Below are 2,332 nucleotides of genomic sequence, written 5' to 3'. Positions count from 1 at the left end.
TTGCGAAAGTAAAAATGCAATCTTTTTTAGTATCGTTTTCATCTAAAGTCTCCCCTATTCCCTATTCCCTATTCCCTGAGTAGATAGCTCGATCGAATTTACCGATCTGGTGGCTGCGGTTTCGTGGGGGTGGCGGTGGGTGGTGTTGAAGAGCGGGCGCGATCGATTTCTGCTGGATTGCTGGGGGGAATGCCGTCGATCGAGATCAGGGATTCCATGACAGATTTGACGATGGGGGCGGCGACATTACTACCGAAGGCTTTTTCTTTACCTTTGGGTTCGTCGATCGCGGCAAAGACGACGTAGCGACGTTGACCATCGACAGGTAAGATGCCTACAAAACTGGTAATTTTTTTGTCGTCTTGTTTGTAGCCACCAACGACAGCTTTTTGAGAAGTTCCGGTTTTCCCAGCAATCCGATAGCCGGGGATTTTGGCTCTTTCGCCCGAGCCACTAGTGACGACGCTTTCCATCATCTCTAAGACGGCTTGGGCATTCTTGGGCGAGAAGATCTGACTGGGTTGGGGTAGTGTTGGTTTATCTTTGCGAATTCCTTCACTATCATATAAGCCTTCGACAACGTGCGGTGTGACTAATTTCCCACCATTGGCAATACTCCCAATCAGCGTCACCATTTGAATCGGTGTCAGCGAGAACCCTTGTCCGAATGCCATGTTAGCGGGATAGATCGGTGAGGCGACAAACTCTTCCCGACTGAGGAGTTTGCCTCTACCTTCGAGTGGTAAATCGATGCCAAATTTTTGACCTAAGCCGATACGTTGCAGCCAATCATAATAGACTTTCGGTTTGAGCCGCTGCATGATTTTGACCATGCCGATGTTGCTCGAACGTTGCAAAATCTGGGCGATATCGACCGTGCCGTTGCCTTTTTTATCGGCATTGCGGATCGAATCTTGACCGATCGTAATGAGGCCGCTGTCTTTAACGGTGGTTTGGGGGGTAATGATGCCGTTTTCCAATGCGATCGCCACCGCAATCGGTTTAAAGGTCGATCCTGGTTCGTAGACATCGGACACAGCGGCATTTTGCAGTAACTTCGGTGCTTGCAGATCGCCGACGATTTTGCCGTATTCCCGCACGTCTCTGGCGTAGTGGTTGGGGTCATAGGTAGGTGCGATGACTAATGCTCGCAGTGCGCCCGTGTCCGCATCCATGACAATGACCGTTCCTCTGCGGGCGTTCCATTCTTCCATTTTCAGGCGCAGGGCTTCTTTCGCAGCGCGTTGCAGCCGGAGATCTACCGTCAATTTGAGCTGTAAATCATCGGTATGTAAGAAGTCTGGCGTGACGCGATCGGGTAAAAGTACACCTCTATTGCCACCAGTTTTTGTCAGTTGATAGCGAGCGATTTTGCGCTCCAACAGCGATGACTGACTCAACTCTACGCCAGCTTGCGGCTTGCGCTCCCAATCTAGATAGCCTAAATATTCGGCTACCAAATTCTCTTGGGGATAAAATCTGGTGTAGTCTAGTTCGCCCTGGGTAACATCCAAACCATCGAGTTTTAACGCCACAATCCGATTGCGGACATCTTCTGATAAACCAGATGCGATAAACACCCCCGTCTGGCGGCGCTGAAATTTTTGCGCCAATTCTGGCACCGTCAGATCGAGAATCGGTGCGAGTCTTTGCGCCATGTCTTGCGGTGTCACGGCGACTTGTTTGCCATTTTTGGGCAAGCCTCGACCACGTAAGACTTCGCTAAACTTGCGCGGATGGGCATAGAGCGTATAGCTAGGTCGATCGATCGCCAGTTGATTATTGGCGCGATCGACGATCGTTCGCCGGGGGACGAAGGGACGCTTATTAATACTCTGTTGCTGCTGTGCTTTGGCTTGTAGTCTCGGTGCATCGACAATTTGCAGCCAGATCAACCTCAAGAGCAATCCCAAAGAACTCATCCCCAATACCAGCCAGACTCCGGCTAGGCGCAGATTGACATTGTTGAAATCGAGCGACCGTCGCTGGATCGATCTGCGCGGACGTTGGCGTAGCCTCTCCCCTGGAGAATCGTCACTAAATTGCCCTGACTTATTCCGGCGAATATTGCTCATTTGATTAACACATTGGTAATAAAAAGCACAGAAAATTTTATTATTCGCTAGTATCTTAACGAAAATGTAACATTTAAGTCGATCGACCTGATAAAATCGGTTAGGATTTGAACACACTGCTGCGATCGATCTCAAATTAAGTCTCCAAAAAGGCAGATCGAGCGACATTTAGATCGATGTCTTCAGCTAGTTTAGAGCATGTCCAAACAATCAAATTGCTAGCTTGTTTTCGGTTGCTGGTTATACATTTGCTTTAC

General features: G+C 49.1%; 1 protein-coding gene. It reads right to left on the bottom strand.

Annotated features, from left to right (window positions below):
- Window positions 1-98 precede the first annotated feature (98 nt).
- Window positions 99-2,075: a penicillin-binding protein 2 gene (locus RMO35_RS17895; protein WP_309742769.1), complete on the bottom strand. Its 1,977-nt coding sequence runs from the start codon at window positions 2,073-2,075 to the stop codon at window positions 99-101.
- Between the last annotated feature and the right edge of the window lie 257 nt (window positions 2,076-2,332).

It is taken from the genome of Chamaesiphon sp. OTE_20_metabat_361, assembly GCF_031364565.1.
Note: the sequence above shows the minus strand (reverse complement) of the source record. Positions and strands in the feature narration are given on the sequence as shown.